Source organism: Flagellimonas crocea (genome assembly GCF_033441595.1).
Lineage (GTDB): Bacteria > Bacteroidota > Bacteroidia > Flavobacteriales > Flavobacteriaceae > Flagellimonas > Flagellimonas crocea.
This window is the reverse complement of sequence record NZ_JAUZVX010000001.1, coordinates 354,271-373,355: the sequence shown is the minus strand read 5'-3', so window position 1 is coordinate 373,355 and position 19,085 is coordinate 354,271. Positions and strand designations below refer to the sequence as shown.

The 19,085-nt window shown below is 41.9% G+C and carries 13 protein-coding genes; 9 read left to right on the top strand and 4 right to left on the bottom strand.

The window, feature by feature from the left end; translation table 11 throughout:
- The 7 genes from SD449_RS01720 to SD449_RS01690 form a co-directional block, all read left to right on the top strand.
- Positions 1 to 1,530 (top strand): gliding motility-associated C-terminal domain-containing protein (locus tag SD449_RS01720; protein WP_318308307.1); only part of this gene is annotated, 1,530 nt, incomplete at its 5' end.
- Between the two features lie 23 nt (positions 1,531 to 1,553).
- Complete coding sequence (locus SD449_RS01715) at positions 1,554 to 2,525, top strand: PorP/SprF family type IX secretion system membrane protein (RefSeq protein WP_318308305.1); 972 nt, start codon at positions 1,554 to 1,556, stop codon at positions 2,523 to 2,525.
- A 10-nt stretch (positions 2,526 to 2,535) separates the two neighbouring features.
- Entirely contained in the window at positions 2,536 to 4,485 is a 1,950-nt protein-coding gene (locus tag SD449_RS01710) for an OmpA family protein (RefSeq protein WP_318308304.1), read from the top strand.
- A gap of 442 nt (positions 4,486 to 4,927) precedes the next feature.
- Positions 4,928 to 6,991: a gliding motility-associated C-terminal domain-containing protein gene (locus tag SD449_RS01705; protein WP_318308303.1), complete on the top strand. Its 2,064-nt coding sequence runs from the start codon at positions 4,928 to 4,930 to the stop codon at positions 6,989 to 6,991.
- A gap of 19 nt (positions 6,992 to 7,010) precedes the next feature.
- Complete coding sequence (locus tag SD449_RS01700) at positions 7,011 to 7,988, top strand: PorP/SprF family type IX secretion system membrane protein (protein WP_318308302.1); 978 nt, start codon at positions 7,011 to 7,013, stop codon at positions 7,986 to 7,988.
- Between the two features lie 10 nt (positions 7,989 to 7,998).
- Positions 7,999 to 9,915, top strand: coding sequence for an OmpA family protein (locus tag SD449_RS01695; RefSeq protein WP_318308301.1), 1,917 nt, complete (start codon positions 7,999 to 8,001; stop codon positions 9,913 to 9,915).
- A gap of 116 nt (positions 9,916 to 10,031) precedes the next feature.
- Entirely contained in the window at positions 10,032 to 11,246 is a 1,215-nt protein-coding gene (locus SD449_RS01690; RefSeq protein WP_318308299.1) for a hypothetical protein, read from the top strand.
- Positions 11,247 to 11,294: 48 nt separating this feature from the next.
- On the opposite strand, the gene SD449_RS01685 is transcribed toward SD449_RS01690, so the two are convergent.
- The 4 genes from SD449_RS01685 to SD449_RS01670 are packed head-to-tail and all read right to left on the bottom strand — an operon-like array spanning position 11,295 to position 16,740.
- Complete coding sequence (locus SD449_RS01685) at positions 11,295 to 12,755, bottom strand: lipopolysaccharide biosynthesis protein (RefSeq protein WP_318308298.1); 1,461 nt, start codon at positions 12,753 to 12,755, stop codon at positions 11,295 to 11,297.
- Positions 12,755 to 14,023, bottom strand: a complete 1,269-nt coding sequence (locus SD449_RS01680) for a glycosyltransferase (RefSeq protein ID WP_318308297.1) — start codon at positions 14,021 to 14,023, stop codon at positions 12,755 to 12,757. The genes SD449_RS01685 and SD449_RS01680 overlap by 1 nt, the downstream gene beginning before the upstream one ends.
- A complete protein-coding gene (locus SD449_RS01675) occupies positions 14,023 to 16,455 on the bottom strand; it encodes a YfhO family protein (protein ID WP_318308296.1) in 2,433 nt (810 codons plus the stop codon). The genes SD449_RS01680 and SD449_RS01675 overlap by 1 nt, the downstream gene beginning before the upstream one ends.
- Positions 16,456 to 16,479: 24 nt before the next feature.
- Positions 16,480 to 16,740, bottom strand: a complete 261-nt coding sequence (locus SD449_RS01670) for a DUF4834 family protein (protein WP_318308295.1) — start codon at positions 16,738 to 16,740, stop codon at positions 16,480 to 16,482.
- Between the two features lie 87 nt (positions 16,741 to 16,827).
- On the opposite strand from SD449_RS01670, the gene SD449_RS01665 reads away from it, so the two are divergent.
- The gene (locus SD449_RS01665; RefSeq protein WP_318308294.1) at positions 16,828 to 17,811 is read left to right on the top strand and encodes a transporter; all 984 of its coding nucleotides are present in this window, start codon (positions 16,828 to 16,830) and stop codon (positions 17,809 to 17,811) included.
- Positions 17,812 to 17,876: 65 nt separating this feature from the next.
- Complete coding sequence (locus tag SD449_RS01660; protein ID WP_318308293.1) at positions 17,877 to 18,995, top strand: GNAT family N-acetyltransferase; 1,119 nt, start codon at positions 17,877 to 17,879, stop codon at positions 18,993 to 18,995.
- The last annotated feature ends 90 nt before the right edge of the window (positions 18,996 to 19,085 follow it).

The window sequence follows — 19,085 nt, the reverse complement described above, 5'->3', positions numbered from 1 at the left end:
CTATGTGCGCCGGCACCGGCCATCCAGGTCACCAAACAGGGAGCGGCCGATGTGGACGCCGACAGCGATGGTTGTATCGACGGCATCACCTATACCTTTACCGTGACCAACACCGGCAACGTGGACCTGTACACCATCGTGCTGGACGATAACAAGATAAACGGACAGGTGCCAGGGCCATTGGCCAATGAGGACGATAATAATGATGGCGTGCTCTCCGTGGGCGAGGACTGGGTCTTCCAGGCCACCTACCCCTTGGTGCAGGCGGACATCGACAACGGCTCGGTGGACAACCAGGCCGATGTGGACGCTCTCTCCGTGGGCGACGATACCCCCGTCAACGATAGCGACAACATCAACACCCCATTGCCCGTAAATCTGTGCGCACCGGCACCATCAATTGGACTCATTAAGACAGGTTCTCTGGTGGATTTAAATATGGATGGTTGTGTTGAGACCATATTATATTCATTTAGTGTGGTTAATACTGGTAACGTGGATATAGCGTCTATTGAGTTAGTCGACGAACAACTGGGAGGTATTATTTCAGGACCCATAGGTACAAGTGACATTGGAAATGACGATATCGTATCCGTAGGTGAAAGCTGGACCTATCAGGCCTATAAAGCAATCTCTCAAATTGATATTGATATGGGGTCCTTTAACAACCAAGCCACCGTAACCGGACTTACAGTAGGTTCCAATGAAGAGGTAATGGACTTCTCCGATAACAACAGTACTTTGGAAGATGATTCTACCAATACCATAATCCCGAATGATGCCTGTACAGATGGAGGTCCGTCTATAGGTTTGATCAAGCTTGGGGTTCTTACGGATACTGATGGTGATGAATGTCCAGATGGTATCAGATACATATTCACAGCGACGAATACAGGTTCCATAAATCTAGAACAACTGGTTATTACTGATGACAAATTATTGGAAACAGAAATTATTGGTCCGATGGAAAGTTCGGATGTTGGTGAAGACGGAATACTTTCTGTAGGAGAATCATGGATCTATGAAGCTATTTATACCATTACAGAAGAAGATACGACAAGTGGTGTTGTAACCAATCAGGCCGGCATTTCGGCTATAACGGTTGGTACGGAAATCCAAGTTTTTGATCAATCTGATGATGATGACTTGTACGAAAATGAGACGACCAGCACAGCTATACCCGACTTCTTTTGTGATGACGATGGCTCAGGACTGGACAATTTAGAGTTCAAAATCTTTACTGGAATGACTCCAAATGGAGATGGAATCAACGATTACTTCAGAATAAATAATATAGAAAGCTATCCTGATAACGTCCTAAAGATTTTCAATAGATGGGGTTCCCTGGTCTATGAAACCGAACAGTACGGATTGAACGAAAATTACTTTAGAGGGATTTCCGAAGGAAAGGCCACTATTTCAAAGGACAGAACGCTTCCAAGTGGCACTTATTTCTATACACTTTTCTTCAAAGGTAATAATCCGGGCAAGGAAAGCTATTCAGGGTATATCTATATAAACAGGGACTAACAAAAGCATATCACAAAACAACAATGTTAAATATTAAACCATTTTATAAAAAAAAAGTCCTTTGGACCTTTACAATGCTCATTTTTGTCTGTATCGGCATCATACATGCGCAACAAGATCCCCAATACACTCAATACCTGTACAACACCCAAATTGTGAACCCCGGATATACCGGGTCTAGAGAGGTATTGAGTTTTGGGGTATTGGGACGTGTACAATGGGTGAATATTGAAGGAAGCCCTAGAACGGGAACCTTTACTGTAAGCTCTCCCTTAGGTCCTGAAAAAAATATGGGGCTGGGGCTATCCATTGTTTATGATCAAATCGGGCCTGCGACCGAATCGAATGCGAATATAGATTACTCTTATTCCATTCAACTGGACCGGCATGATATCAGCAAACTTTCTTTTGGTCTAAAAGCTGGCATGGACGTATTGGATATCGATTATACCAAGTTGACCATTTATGAAAATTTCGACCCTCTTTTTCAGACCACGGTGGACAATAAAATACAACCTCAGGTAGGAGCCGGTATATATTACCATACACAGAAATTTTATGCGGGCTTTTCTGTGCCCAATTTTCTTAATTCCAAACATTTTGATGAATCCTCTTTGGAAAATGAAGAATTGGAGAGTATTGCCATAGAGCGCTTGCACTACTTTTTTATAACCGGGTATGTTTTTGACCTTGGGCCATACCTAAAATTCAAACCTGCTGTCCTGACAAAATTTGTAAGTGGTGCACCACTTCAATGGGACGGGTCTGCAAACTTTTTAATCAATGAAAAAATCACCCTGGGCGCTTCCTATAGGTGGAATTCTTCTATCAGTGCATTGGCCGGATTTCAAATCTCTGAAGCTTTATTCATAGGATTGGCCTATGACTATGATACCACAACCATAAAAGACTACAGCAGTGGTTCCTATGAGGCCATCATCCGTTTTGACATATTAAATAGACTGGACAAAGTCCTAACCCCAAGATTCTTTTAAACTAACTTTCATGCAACCGAAAATAATAGTAAAGATTTTAATGGCGTTTTTAATGGCGTTTTTAATGGTATCGACCATAAATGCCCAAAAAAACAATATCAAAAAAGCAAATCAAATATTCGAGGCCTATTCTTATATCGATGCCCGTGAAATATATTTAAATGTAGTAAAGGAAGGTTTCGAGTCTCCACAAGTGTTTCAAAAATTGGGAGACACCTATTATTTTAACAGCGAATATTCGGAAGCACTGGTCTGGTACCAGAAGCTCATGGAAAAATATCCCGACAATGTACCTCCGATCTATTACTACAGAACAGCCCAGAGCTTAAAAAGTGTTGGCAAATACCAAGAGTCCAAAAAAATGATGGGCAAATTTGCAGGTCTTTCCGCGGATACGGAATTGGCCAAAAATTTTATGAACGATTATCCAGCATTGGACAGTCTTGTAGATTTTACATCGAAGAAATTTGAGGTCTACAACATAACGGAACTGTTAACAAATTCGGATTTTGGGCCATCTTTTTATGGTGACAAGAAGTTAGTCTATGCATCAGCATCGGGAAATACGGTGGGCAATCAAACACATGATTGGTCCGGACTCCCCTACCTTGACCTCTATGAAGCGCAATTGGACGATGAATGGAGATTGACAAAACCTAAACCATTGGAAGGAGATATAAACACACCTTACCATGAGGCAAGCGCCGCTTTCACCAAAGATGGTAAAACGGTATACTTTACCAGAAATAACTATAAAAATGGACGGAAAAGGAAGAACAAGGATAAATTGGTCAACTTAAAAGTATATAAAGCTGTAAAAATGGATGACGGGAGCTGGGGCAATGTGGAAGAGCTTCCATTTAACGACAATTCATCCTCTATAGCCCACCCCGCCCTCAGCAATGATGAAAAAAAACTATATTTTTCCTCGAACATGAAAGGCACCATTGGAGAGTCTGATATCTGGTATGTTGATATCCTCGATGATGGAACTTATGGCACTCCGACCAACCTTGGTCCCAAAATCAATACTGAAACAAGGGAAGCCTTTCCGTTCATATCCCAGAGCAACAATCTATATTTTTCCAGTGATGGTCACCTAGGGCTTGGAGGGCTGGACATTTTCGTAATATCCCTGAACGAGCAAGGCGAGTTTAAAGAGGTGACCAATCTAAAGCAGCCCATTAACTCGAACAAGGACGATTTTGGGTTTATCATAAAAGAAGATATAAAAATTGGTTTTATGTCATCTAACCGTGACGGCAACGATGGTAGCATTTCCGATGATATTTATAGGATTTGGGAGATCTGCGGTGAAATTGTGATACAGGGTATAATTTCCAATCAAAAAACAGGAGAAGCCATCAAAAATGTAAAGGTAGAGTTGATCAACAAAAATGGAAGAGTGGTCTCAGAAACCAAGACAGATGAGCAAGGAAACTACCGATTTGGCGATTTTTTGAACTGTACTGAAGAATATACCGTCCAAGCTTCGTACCGTGATTACGAATCCAACCAAAAAACGTTGACCACACCAAGGGGTTCCGATGTGGTACAGACCGATTTGGAACTTACTCCTCCGGAATGTCCTGTGGACGACTTGGGATGCCGATTGACCCTACAGCCCATCTATTTTGATTATGGCAAGCATACTATTAGACCTGATGCAGAAGTGGAATTGGCGAAAATTCTACAGGCCATGAAGGAGTATCCTGATTTAAAAATACATATCGAGTCCCATACCGATTCTAGATCCAGTTCCAGTTTTAATCTTGCCTTATCCGAAAGGAGGGCCAAGGCCACAATGCAATGGTTTATAGCAAAAGGTATTGAAAGGAGCCGATTGACAGCCAAGGGTTATGGCGAATCAAGGCTCTTGAACCGTTGCGCCAATGGCGTAAAATGTAGTGATGAGGAACATGAACTCAATCGAAGGTCTATGTTCATTATAAAAAATTAGATTCAACAAATAATCAGCGCTATTCCTTCTTTTTATTTTGATGGAATCTGAGAATGTGTGGGGCATTAATTGTTCCTCATGTTCTCGGTTATTTCCCAAATAAATATTCCCGTTTTTGATGAATCCGCCGAAAAACCAACTTCATATTACTTATAGCAACCGGAAGATTTTTCCTTCTGATATTCAATTGATTAAACGCAATATTTTTGCGCATTCCGTTCATTTTAAAAATCACGCTATTTAAATATCAATTGAAAAGACCCATTCGTAAACCCAAACAGGGGCATTATCAATTCATGCTCCCAATTAAGTTGCAGATGCATTTCTTTTGCGTTGGAAATTGACAATTCAACCTTCATAAATTTTCAATTGTCCTGACCCAATTCAACTACATGTAACCAAATTTCATTCTGTCTTTAATCGCTGATCAAAAGTTTTCCTTATGAGAAAAAATAACTTCAAGAATGCATATTCACCATCAAAACCAAATGGCATGTACGCACATGTACTACTTCTGCTGGCCTTAATTTCCAGTACTGTTAGTTTGGCCAATGATTCAAAAAATACTTCGTCGACATTTGCGCCATCCATTTCTCTGATCAAAACAACAAATCCTATTTCTGCAACTGGGGGCGTAGGCTGTGATTTAATTAAATACACTTATAACATCACCAATACCAGTACCAGTGGAGAAGTGATTACAAATGTACAATTGACACATCCTCTATTTATTGACCCACCAACTTTTATTGGGGGTGACACAAACAACAACAATAGTCTGGATATCGGTGAAACTTGGGAGTATTCTGCAGACTACGTTATTACAAGCGATGATATCGCCAACGGACAGGTTTCCAGTGAAGCCACTGTAACTGCAGATGTTGAAGGGCAACCCGGCGTTACTGTATCAGACTCCGACCAGACTGATGTAGACCTAACCTTTTGTCAAGGGGGAATAGCTCTCGTAAAAAATGGGTTTTCCACAAATAATGACGTTGATGCAGGTGGTTTGGGCTGTATTTACATAGTTTACAATTTTTTCATTACCAATCAAGGTCAACAAGTATTGGATAATATCGTTCTGACCGACCCTCTTTTAGGTGGGGAAGTAGTTGGCCCGGAAGAAGGTGATTCCAATAACGATGGTAAGCTGGACCTTAATGAAACATGGGTCTATCAAGTTTTCTATGAGATACAACCTGAGGATATAGCCAATGGAGGTGTTGAAAATCAAGCAGAGGTTACCGCCCATGTAAACGGGAAACCCGATGTAACGGTAAGCGATTTATCCCATTTTGATGACCCATTGGATGATGCGCCAACCGTAATAAGCTTGCTCCATTGCCAAACCCCGGATATGGGACTTATAAAAGAAGGTGTGGTAGTAGATTCCAACGGTGATGAATGTTTGGACAGTATTTTGTACACATTTACTTTGAACAATACGGGCAATGCTGATTTGGATGGGATAACTCTTGAAGACCCCCTATTGGGCGGAGAAATCCCCGGACCAATTGATGGATCGGACAATGGCAATGACGGAATACTTTCTGTTGGAGAAACATGGACCTATTTGGCTTTATATGCCATAACACAACAAGACATTGATAACGGTGCGGTTGTAAATCAAGCAAATGTAGCCGGATTTACCCCAGCGGACGCCCTAGTTGAGGATCTATCGGACGACGATAGCCTTTTTGAGGACCAGCCTACAAGAACTCCTGTTCCTGATGATGCATGTACGGACGGTGGACCCGACCCTGAATCTGGTTTAGCGGTCATAAAACAAGGAGAACTTATTGACAGTGACAACAATGACTGCCCAGAAAGCATCCTTTACAGCTTTAGCATTATTAACCTTACCGATATTGCCATGATAGATGTGGTGCTCACCGATGAATTGTTGGGCGGTGTTATTACTGGTCCTTTAAGTGATGAAAACAATGATGGGATCCTCTCCCCTGATGAAGTTTGGACCTATGAATCCACCTACGAAATTCAACAAGCAGATTTTGACGCAGGTTCCTTCGTTAACCAATCTAGTGCAACATCATCACTTTTTGGCTTGGATATACAGTATGCCGACTTATCCGATAATGATAGCTATAGCGAAGATGATCCCACGGTAACTAATATCCCTGCTGATTCTTGCGTCGCTGGGGAAGAGCCTGGCGAGCCTGAAAATCCAGGGGAATCAGATGCCTTTGAAATCTTTAATGGGATTACACCCAATGAAGATGGTTTGAACGACTTCTTCTTTATCCAAGGAATAGAAAATTATCCGCAAAACAAACTTCAAATATTCAACAGATGGGGCGTAATGGTCTATGAGAAAGAAGGCTACGGACAGGGCAATGAGCTATTCTTTGGAGTTTCGGACGGTCGCGTTACCGTGAGAAAGAATGAAGAGCTCCCAACCGGCACATACTACTACATTCTGACCTTTTCGGGAAGCAATCCTGGAGAATCCGAATATACCGGATACCTATACATTAATCGAGGATAAAAAATAGTAATCAACATACATGAAAAATCAATCAAAAAAGTCGATGGAACCGATAAAATTTCCCATAAAACCATTCCTCAGCATTTTTCTATTGCTCTTGCTTATAGAAAATACAAATGCACAACAAGACCCACAATACACCCAATACATGTACAACACCCAAGTGGTAAACCCTGCATATGCGGGTTCCAGGGAGGTACTAAGCTTTGGATTGTTGGGTAGAACACAATGGGTGGGTTTCGAAGGTTCACCGCAAACTGCGACTTTCACCGTGAACTCCCCTATTGGGCTTTATAAAAATATGGGACTCGGCCTATCCATTGTACATGATAGACTAGATCCACAAGTGGAATCCAACGTGGTCGTAGATTATGCCTACAGGGTTAACATTGGATTCGACACCAAATTATCCATGGGCCTAAAAGCAGGACTGAACATGTTAAATGTGGATTATTCCATGCTCAATATCTATGCGGAAAACGATCAGTTCTTTCAGAGCAATATAGACAATACCTTATTACCGCAAGTTGGTGCAGGTCTGTACCTAAACAATGAAAAATTCTATGCAGGTGTTTCCGTTCCCAATTTTTTGAACTCCAAACATTTTGATGACAACAATTTGGATAATGTGGATGATACCGATATTGCCGTTGAGCGCCTGCACTATTTTTTTATAACCGGTTATGTTTTCGATCTAAACGAAAACCTATTGTTTAAACCCGCAACATTGGTAAAATATGTTAGCGGCGCACCTTTGCAATGGGATCTATCGGCAAACTTTTTGATCAATGAAAAATTAACCCTTGGAGCTTCCTACCGTTGGAGCGCATCCATTAGCGCACTTGCAGGGTTCCAGGTAACCAAAAACTTTTTCGCTGGATTCGCATACGACTATCAATCCACCAAAATAGAACAGTTCAGCAACGGGTCTTACGAAGTGTTCCTACGTTTCGACCTGTTTAATAACGATCGTGTAATGACCCCAAGATTCTTCTAAAACCATAGCTATGAACATAAAACATATAATTCGTATCCTAATTGCGGTGTTTTTATCGCACTTTGCCCTAGCACAAGAAGGCAAGATCAAAAAGGCAAACGAAGATTTTTTTAATTATGACTACATCGATGCCCGTAAGATATATTTGAGCGTAGTCGAAGATGGTTATACCTCTGCACAGATTTTTAAAAAACTGGGAGACACCTATTATTTTAATAGCGAATATGGTGAAGCTGCCGTTTGGTATGTCAAATTGGTAGAAACTTACCCTGACGAAGTAGGAGCAGATTACTATTATCGTGCTGCACAGAGCTTAAAGAGTATTGGAAAAATCGAAGAATCAAAATCCTTGATGGAAAAGTATGTCGCTTCATCAGGAACCTCTTCACTTAATTGGGAATCCTTCCAAGAGTTGTCCAATACAAGCAGCGATCAATATCTAGTAAAAAATATAACCGATGGTATGGACGGGTCGGACTTTGGCCCCTCATACTTTGGAAACAAAATAGTCTTCTCCTCCTCTTCCATTAATACCGAAGGAAATAAAATCCACGATTGGAACGGTCTGCCCTATTTAGATCTTTTCGAAGCAGAAATAGGTGAAGATGGAAAATTGACCAATATCAAAAAACTGGAAGGCGATGTCAATTCTCCCTATCACGAATCTTCCGCTGTATTTACAAAAGACGGAAAAACCATCTATTTTACGAGAAACAATTACATCAACGGTAAAAAGAAGCGGGGCAAGCAACGCTTGGTAAGCCTTAAGATATATAAGGCCTCATTAAGAGATGATGGTTCTTGGGGCAATGTAGTGGAACTTCCCTTTAATGATGATTCGTACTCGACCGCACACCCAGCTCTTAACCCTGAAGAAAACCGACTATACTTTTCGTCCAACAGGGATGGAAGTCTTGGAGGTTCGGATCTTTGGTATGTGGATATTCTATCAAACGGCACGTATGGCGAGCCTGTAAACTTAGGTTCAAAAATCAATACAACAGAAAGGGAAACCTTTCCATTTGTTAGTGAGGACAACAAACTTTTCTTCTCAAGTGATGGCCACATGGGACTTGGAGGCTTGGATATTTTTATGGTGCCATTGAAAAATTTAAATAGTGAAGCTATGAAAAACCTCGGTCAACCCATTAACTCTAACCAAGATGACTTTGGGTTCATTATCAAAGAAAAGGAAAAAACAGGATACCTTTCCTCGAACAGGGGTGGTCAAGGTGGTAGTAGTTTTGATGATATCTATTTGATAACCGAAAACTGCAATCCCGTTTTCTATGGTGCTATTACCGATGCAAAAACCGGAAAACCGTTGGAAGGCTCTGTGGTTTATTTGATGGACAAAGATAATAAGGTCATATCACAACAGATTACCAAATCAAATGGGAATTACCAATTTGAAGAAAATATAGATTGTAAAAACCAATATGTGCTGAGGGCCTCCAACGACGAAAAAGAATATGTACCCCAGGAAAAAGTGGTCGTAACACCGGAAGGTTCCAATATGCTTCAGGTCAATATCGCCCTTACACCACCCGATTGCCCTGTCAACGATTTGGGGTGCAGATTGGACCTACAGCCCATCTATTTTGATTTTGACAAGCACAATATAAGACCGGATGCCGAAGTGGAACTGGCCAAGATATTGCAGGCCATGAAGCAATATCCACAGTTGAACATCCATATCGAATCTCATACCGATTCCAGAGGCGATGATGCGTATAACATGCAATTATCGGAAAGAAGGGCAAAATCGACCCTTGAATGGTTGGTCAATAAAGGAATCGACAAGAGCCGATTAACATCCAAGGGGTACGGTGAATCACAATTGATCAATAACTGTTCCAATGGTGTACAATGTTCGGAAGAAGAGCATCAACTTAACCGAAGGTCCATGTTCATTATTCAAAATTAGAGTACTAAATAAATATTTCATGTATTGATTATCAGCGTGTTAATATTTTTGGCACGCTGATTGCATTTACAAGGGTGGATGTAAATAGTTGCATCTAGAACTTAAAACCTTGTAGTATGAAAAAGTTAGTACTCATTATAGCAGCGGTTATGTTTGGAATACCAAGTATCCATGCAAACACAAACCACAGTGTGGCCACTACCACGAATTACCGATATGGAAATTCATTCATTTTTGTGGAAGATGGAGTAACATTCGCAGTTTATCCCGATGGTGAGTTCGATTTCTACATGGACAACAGGGTCAATGTTGGAGTCGGTGCTCAAATTGGAAACGTAGGAATCACTTTTAACTCCGGCTATAACTATAATCCATTTGTCCAATATGATGATTATGGTGCCGTGATCCAGGTAGAGAATACTCCAATTTTTTATGACTACTACGGTCGTGTATCCCAAATTGGAAATGTGGACATCTGGTACGATAATGGTAGGGTTCGTAGAATTGGTGGATTGCACGTTTACTACAACGGAGGCGTTTTCAGTCACTACACTGGGTTCATCAATATATACAACAGAAGATATGTGTACAGGCCATACCATAGATATTTTGCAAGACCGGCAGTAGGTTTCTGTAATGTGTACGCCAGACCGTACAGAAGGTATTACAGCCCTGTTCGATATACGTACTATGCTCCTTACAGATACAACAAGAGGAGAGCTTATGCCAAAGTTGGCAGAGTGTATCGAAACGAAAATAGATATAGAAGAGAAAACATCTATAGAAATGACAGAAGGGTTGCTGTAAGGGACAATAGTGTTAGAAGAGCTGATTATGGCAGAAGCAATGCCATGGTTTCCAAAAATTCTTCTGGCAGAGGAAATTCTGAAGTGAGTAGATCCAACAATAATGTCAAAAGACAAAAAGTGGATTCCAGGGATTCCAGGAGCAATTCGTACCGAAAGCCTAATGCGGCAAATAGGTCCGATAGAGCTATGGCCAATAACAATTCTGCCACAAGGGCTTCAAACAATAGAAGTTCAAGTCACAGAAAAGTGGACCCAAGTAAGGGCAATGGAAATGTAAAACGTTCTGCGCAAAATAACTATAGAAAGCCACAGACCACATCGAGAACACCAAGCAGGTCAGCGGTGAGCAGAGATAACTCTTCTTCACGAAAAGCTGTTGCAAGAAGCTCCAGCCCCAGTGTTAGAAAAAGTTCTGAGAGCAGAAAGAGCAGTTCCGGGCCTAGTGTGAGCAGAAGCTCAAGCTCTAGAAAAAGTACTGCAAGAACAAGTAGCTCCAGAGGTTCTTCAAGAAGAAACAATTAAAAAGTTTTTAGGTTGGTTAGTTGTTTACCCCGTAGTCGAATTTATTCACTACGGGGTATTTTTTTTGAGCCATTTCGATAAAATCCCGGTCACATCCTCTGAAATATTAAATCGATACAAAATCCCAACATACATCAATACCACGAGTGCTGACTTTAAACCTATGTTGATAATGGGGTGAAAAGGAAACTGTAAAAAATCGAACAGTACCGTTAAAAGTACCAGCGTAGCCAACACCTTGAAAGTTGCCGAGGTGAAGGGCAAAATTCCAAACTTCATTTTCACAAATACCAGTTTCACCAAATTGAAGATCAGAATAGAGATAAAGCTTGCCAACGCAGCTCCTTCCAGTCCAAGCTTAGGAATCAATAAATAATTGAGAAGAATGGTCAAGGCCGCCAAGCAAACCCCGAAGACCAAAACCGTTCTGTAATAATCGGAATTGTACAGAATTGAGTTGATGTTGCCCAAAAGAGAATCCACTACCTTGGCCAATCCGATTAAGAAAACGATAAGAAACCCATTTCTGTAATTTTCCGGCAGAAGCAGATAAAGGTCGTTCAAGTTTAGAATGATCAACACAAACAAAATTCCAGAAGCAATGAACAACGTCAAAGACGCTTTTTTATAAAGCTTGTCCAGACCGGCCGCATTGTTGGCGTTGAGAAGCTCCGCAGTCAAGGGGTACGTAATTTGATGCATGGACCTGGATGGCACAATGATCACCGTGGCAATGTAGACCGACACCCCATAATAGGCAACGTTCTCGATACTGATGAACTGATTGAGCATCACCTTATCGATTTCGAGCAAAATCAATGCAGCGGACCCCCCTAAAATTATCAAAAAAGAATACGAGACTATCTCTTTGGTATGTTGTGGAAAATTAAAGTCCAAACGGGGCAATCGCAATTGAAAGGCGTAGATGTTCAGGATAATCGTCCTTAACAGATACAGACCCACGAGACATTTAAAGAAAGTATCCAAAGAAATCCATTCAAAATAATAAAGCAGCAAGAGCACCGAAACACCTATTCTGGCAAAAACTTCTTTCATAAAGTTCCCAAAAACCGATTTTAAGTGGACCCGGGCCCAAGAATAAAAGATTTCAAAATATCCCATGGCCAATCCCACAAAAAACACGTACCATAAATAGTCCTTGACCATTGGATTTACCTGAGAAACCCAATCTCCGATAGGGTCGTACCAAATAAGACCGACCAGGGCAACAGGGACAATCCCAAGTAACGGAATCAGTAGCATGAGCGTTAAAAAGCCGTCCTTTTCCGAGTCGGTATGGTTGCTATAATATTTCACAAAGGTGTTGTGGACGCCAAAGGCCATCAAAGGCATCAAAATAGCACCGGAAGCCAGTATAAAGGTGACCAGTCCGTAGTACTCATCCGGCAGGATCTTGGTGTACAGAAACAACGTATTGATGGCCCCAAAAAAGAACCCCAAATACGTTACTACGGTATTTTGTATGGATTGTTTTAGAACAACGCCCATTAGATAAATTTAGACAAAGATTCCGTCAATGCTTTTCTGTGATACTGGTCGATTCCTTCGGAACTGCTTTCCAACGTTCCTTTTTGGTACCGGTCAAACGCCATCAAAAGTACATTTTTTAAGGTCGCGACATCGCTGTGCAGGCAAGTATTTCCAGCTCGGTGATGCTTCACCATTTCACCTGCCTCCCACCCTTTCGGACCTATGGCCAAAATGGGACGCCCTGCGTTCAAGTATTCAAATAGTTTTCCCGGAATGATGCCCTTGGTCTCTTCGGAATCAATCTCCAACAGTAAGAGCAATTGGGAACTTTGCTGAGTTTGCAAAACCTCTTCATGGGAAAGATAGCCTAACAGTTCCACATGTTCCATCAGGCCAAATTCCTTAATGGACTGCAGCACTTCCTCCCCTACCACTCCGGCCAATTGCAGTTTGAGTTCCTTTTTAAGGGCTTGGTTTTCCTGTACCAGCCCATTCAGCGCTTGCCAAAGGCCCAATGGATTTCGTCCTGTCAATAGCGAACCTATATGGGAAATCGTAAAACCAGAATCCAATTCCGAGGGCGGTAGCTCTTCATCAAAACCATTAGTGATTACCTTTATCGGCTTTGGCGTGATGCCCTCAAACTCCTTTTTGGTGGTCTGACTGGTCACAATGAGCTTATCGGCGGAAACCAAGACTTCCTTTTCCAGATTTTTGTGCCGTTTTTCAGCATAACTCGTCAACCGTAATTTTTTATGATACCCGATGGATGTCCAAGGGTCTCGGAAATCGGCAATCCATTGAATGTTGTATTTCTTTTTAAGACCAAGTCCTATCAAATGCAAACTATGTGGTGGCCCTGTGGTAACGATGGTTTCAATGCCCTCATCCGCTATTACTTTTGCCAGGTACGATATGGATGGTTTTACCCAAAGCTTGCGAGCATCGGGAATAAAAAAATTACCTCGAATCCAAAGTAATAGTTTCTCGATAAAAGAGGGATCTTTCTCTTTGATGATTCCCGAACTTATGGTCTTCGTCTTTTTTTTGGAAAGTAATGAAGCAAAACCATATGGCTCCTTAATGGGTTGCTTCAATATTTTGATGGAATCCGGAACTTCCCCGACCAATTTTTCGTCCACCAAGGGATAACTGGGATTTTTGGGAACGTACACAATAGGTTCAAACCCAAAATCGGGCAGATATTTGATAAACTTTAGCCAACGTTGTACCCCTGGTCCCCCGGCAGGAGGCCAATAGTACGCTATGACCAAAATTTTTCGCATTAGGATTCTTCCTTTTTACCACGGAATAGCGTGAAGCCAAATCCCCCAACAATGATCAATCCCAATAAAATATTAGCGGCCAAGGTAATCTGGCTTCCTGTTTCCACCACTCCGGGCTCGAACTTGAACTCGATTTCGTGCTGACCGGCAGGCACTTTCATACCACGAAGCGCATAATTCACTTTGTAATGTTCCTGTGGCTCGCCATCAATAAACGCATGCCAACCCGATGGATAATGCATCTCGGAGAATACAGCAAAACCATCATTGGAATTGTTGGAGCGGTATTTTAGATAATCGGGGCGATACTCAACCAATTCGATACTGGCCAAGGAATCCACCGTATACCTTAGCTTGGTCAATTCAGGGTACTCCCTAGTATTCACCACTGCCTGCGTTTTGGAATTGAAGTCCTTGAGCTTTAAAATTTCTTCATTGGCAGACGAAACAGGCACCAATTGATCTACAAACCACGCGTTGCCATTGGCATCGGGGTTAACGGCAGGGTAACTGTTTCCTTCATCATCTTGTTGAATTACATATTTAACATTCAACATATTCATTACCTGAAGATTGTTCTGGTACAAATGGTATTCGAACAGGTTCTGAAGCGCTCTAGGTTTTGCCGCATGATACCCTCCAACGGATTTATGGAAATAGGAAGTCCTTGCTCCATTGATGCCCTCTTGTGGGTCAAAAACCCGGTAGATGGAGTCATCCTGTTGAATCATCTGATCCAGCTGACTGGCTTGGAAGGGTTCGTTGACCTGACGCTGGCGTACAAAATCATCCTCGTTCACATACCTGAGGTCCACTCCTACCAAATCAAACAGAATCAGTGCGCCCAAGGCGAACACCAATATATTTTTATTGATTTTATCTTTGATAAAGAACCAAAGTGCCGCGGCTGCCAAAGCCACATAAATCAAAGAGCGGATAGTGTCGTTAACATAGACAGCTTCACGATCGCGCTGAATCATTGTCATCACTTCATCACCAAAATATCCACGATACGTTTCGTCCCTCACCCCTTCAAAATCGAAGAAACCTTTTAACAAGAAAATCACAATACCCAATCCCAAAGAGATAAAGAAGCTCAGCTTTAAAGCCTTTAGTTTTTCTTTTTGTTCCACGGATGATTTGAACAATTCCCTAATTCCCAAAACTCCCAGTAAAGGCAAACAAAGTTCCAATACCACTTGAATAGAAGAAACGGCCCTGAATTTGTTGTACATTGGGAAGTAATCGATCATAAAATTGGTGAGCAGCGGAAAATTACGTCCCCATGAAAGTAGAAGTGACAAAATAGCACCTGACAACAACCACCATTTCTTTTTGCCATCGACCAGAAATACACCCAATAAAAACAAGAAGAACACAATGGCCCCTACGTAGGCAGGTGCAGCCACAATGGGCTGATCTCCCCAATATAAAGGTAAGCTGCTAGAAAATTCCATGGCCCTGGTTGGAGAAAGACCTTGATTGGTCAAATACTCGTAAGCTTTTGAATCCTTACCTAAATCCTCCCCTCCTGAACCTCCGAACAATCGAGGAGCAAATAGATTGAGTGATTCTGCAATTCCGTAGCTGTATTGTGTGATGTATTCCCTGTCCAGACCAGTGGAGATTTCCTTTTCGCTTCCATCCGGGTTTATGGTCAATTCGGATTTGCCCCGGGTACTCCAATCGGCATACTCCTTGGTTGCCATAAGGCTCGTAGCATTGGTAAAAATGGAAAGTACTACGGCCAATACCAAAATACCGACAGAGGCAAAAAAATGTTTGAGTTCCTTTTCTTTGATGGCATAAATAAGATAGACCAACCCCATCACCAGTACCAAAAGCATAAAATAATAGGTCATCTGGTAGTGGTTGGCATTTATCTCCAAGGCCATGGCCAATGCAGTGAGGATAAACCCTAGAATGTATTTTTTTCGAAAAACGAGAACGATTCCACCCAAGACCATCGGAATGTACCCCAGAGCGTGTGCCTTTGCATTGTGCCCAACCCCAAGAATAATGATCATGTAGGTAGAGAACCCGAAAGCTACCGCTCCCAATGCCGCTAATCTAAAATCAACCTTTAAACATAACAGCAGAATGTAAAAGCCTATCAAATAGAGAAAAAGATAATCGGCAGGTCTTGGTAAAAACCGAATCAAACGGTCCAGTTCCTTTACATAGTTGTGTGGATAGTTCGCCCCCAATTGATAGGTGGGCATTCCGCCAAAGGCACTATTGGTCCAGTACGATTCCTCTCCGGTAACATCTTTATAGGTATCCCTCTCATGGGCCATGCCCTTATATTGGGCGATGTCGGATTGGTAAATAGCCTTTCCCTGTAGTACCGGATAAAAATAGACCAGCGAGGCAAGGATAAACAAACCGATGACACAAATATGGGTGATAATTGCTTTTGGAGAAAGATTCATGGATAGGTTTTGATTCGGCAAATATTAATCAATTTCCTCAAAATCTATGTATTCTCCAACTTTTTTTGAGGGATTGGATTTTCGGGGCGGTTTTTTGGAAATGATGGTCTCCCCTTCATTTGCCTGTTCCCTATCAAAATCCTGCATGTTGCCAAATTGTTGTCCAAAACGTTCGCTCGTTTTTTTCACCGCATAATTTAAAAGCTTCGGAGCCAACCACTTCAGTAGTAATTTAAGTCCATAGTATACTAATATGACAATTAAAATCGTTTGTAGTAAAACCATATAACCTTAGTTATTGAATCAAATTTACACTGTTAGTACCGTAAACCCATCAAACGTATCTTAAAATAGTATTAAAAACCCAGTTATATGGCCATTTCCATGATCAAAAAGTCATTGTTTCTTTTCGTTCTGTTTCCTACCCTCATTTTCGCACAATATACCGATGTTATCAATTCCAACAGGCCTGGAAGGGCCGCGAGTGCCTATGCGGTTGGTAAAAACGTGGTTCAGGCCGAAATTGGTATGCTGTACGAACAACAGGACAATGCCGATTTGAATTCCGACTCCAACATTTTTGGGGCGGATTACGCGTTTCGGTACGGTTTACTCTTTGAAGAACTGGAAGTAATCGCTGAGGGTTCTTTCATTACACAGAACATTACCTACCCCGATCTGGGCATTGAGGGCAAGCTGACGAATTTTTCCAGGAACCGCGTTGGCCTAAAATATTTGGTGTTTGATCCGTATAAAAATCCGGAGCGAAACAAGCCCAATTTATACAGCTGGAGGGCGAATAATCTTTTTCAATGGAAAAATTTGATTCCCGCCGTATCGGTTTATGGTGGCGCCAATTTTGTGGTCGGTGACAACCCATTTTATCCGGGCGAGCCCACCGTATCCTATCGAGGTGGCATTCAAACGCAGAGCAGGCTTTCGCCGCGGTTCGTACTCATTTCCAACATTGCATATGACCGTATTACCACCGATTTTCCGGAATGGCGCTATGCACTATCCTTGACCCATGCTTTTCGTGATCCAAGGTGGAGCATTTTCTTTGAAGGCCAGGGCATTTCTGGCGACCGGTACTCCGATGTTATCCTGAGAACGGGCGTTGCACGCTTGATCAACCCTAATTTTCAGGCGGACCTTCATTTGGGTTCGGGTTTTAAAAGCGACCCCTCCCGTATTTTTGTGGTACTCGGGTTTTCCTACCGATTGGATTTTCATAAGGACGAGCTTATCCCCATTATTGAACAACAATCCGGAATGAACGGCAAGATCAAAAAGAACGCAAATCGGAAAAAATCAAAAAAACGCAAGAAAAACAGAAAAGATCCTATAGATTTTTAGTTTTTCAACAAACTTCATTTTTCTACTGCAAGTAATATTCCTATTATTGGGCATTAAATTGAAATATGGTCACTATTGAGCAGGTTCGGTCCAAATCGGACTTAAAGCGTTTCGTTAAATTTCCTTTTTCGCTATATAAAGATTCGCCATATTGGGTCCCTCCCATTATCAAGGATGAAATGGAGTCTTTTGACAAGGACAAAAACCCTGTTTTTAAGTCTGCCGAGGCCACTTTCTTTTTGGCCTACAAAGAGGGCAAGTTGGTGGGGCGCGTAGCGGCCATCATTAATTGGTTGGAAGTAAAGGAACAGGGGCTCCAAAAAATGCGGTTTGGCTGGTTCGATTTTGTGGACGACCTAGAGGTGTCCAAGGCCCTGCTGGACAAGGTCAAAGAAATTGGCAAACAGCACCGGCTGGATTATATGGAAGGTCCTGTAGGCTTTTCCAACTTGGACAAAGTTGGTGTGCTCACGGAAGGTTTTGACCATATTGGTACCATGGTGACTTGGTACAATCACCCCTACTATGCATCCCATTATGAGCACCATGGGTTTAAGGTTGAAAAAAAATATACCGAAAGCAGGTTTTTGGCAGCCAATGCGGACCCTAAACTTTTTTACAAGGCCAACCTGTTGATCAAAAAGCGCTATAGTCTCAGGGAACTGAATTTTGATAACAGTGCGGACATTATGCCGTGGGTGGACAAGATGTTCGACCTTTTTAACGACACCTACGCCAAGCTTTCTTCTTTTGTAAAAATCACTGATGTGCAAAAGGAGTATTTTAAGAAGAAGTACATCACCTTTATAAATCCGGAATACATCAAGTTTGTTGTGGATGCGGAGGACAATCTTGTGGCCTTCGCCATTGTGATGCCCTCTTTTTCCGAGGCCCTGCAAAAAGCGAAGGGCAAACTGTTCCCTTTTGGTATTTTCCATTTGCTCAAGGCCAGAAAAAATAGTAAGGATGCGATTTTTTATTTGATTGGTATTCACCCCAAGTACCAGAACAAGGGGGTCACTTCCATAATTTTTAACGAATACTACCACACTTTTAGAAAAAGAGGGGTGGTCAATTGCATCCGCACCCCCGAGCTGGAGGACAATATTGCCATACAACAAATGTGGAAACATTTTGACCCCAAGGTGGTGAAACGGAGGTGTACGTATACCAAAACGCTCTAGTCTTATTTTTGACGACTGACAAACGGCCGTAACGGCTTGTTTCCCTTTGGAACCACTTCCAAACCCCTCCCCCGTCCTTTTGGTTCATTC